1 pseudogene is annotated in these 315 nt (G+C 62.9%); it reads left to right on the forward strand.

The annotated features are described in order from the left end of the window. Positions 1-315, forward strand: a pseudogene (locus tag PZH32_RS12370) (hypothetical protein); the annotation flags it as partial.

Genomic DNA, 315 nt, shown 5'->3' on the forward strand with positions numbered 1-315 from the left:
GCCGCTTATTGTGGGCTCCATGCTGCTTTTGGTATGCGCCGTCGGACTTATTCTGCGCTTCCGTACCGCGTGGGCTTTCACGCTGTGCCAGCTGGTGCTCATAGCGGGCAGCGAGTTTCTGTTCCAGGGCACCATCCACGTAGGCATTGCCGGCATTTTGCTGGCCATTTGGCTGTTCATCAAGCGTGCGGCCTTCGACCGTCGCTTATCGCTGGGTTCGCTGGAGCGCTACTCCAACGACGCCCTTGCCCATGCTCGCAAGCGCATAGATGCGCTCCGCGCCCGCCTGGAACAGCGGCGCCAGGCCCGTCGCGG

Source organism: Adlercreutzia equolifaciens (assembly GCF_029076695.1).
GTDB lineage: Bacteria > Actinomycetota > Coriobacteriia > Coriobacteriales > Eggerthellaceae > Adlercreutzia > Adlercreutzia equolifaciens_A.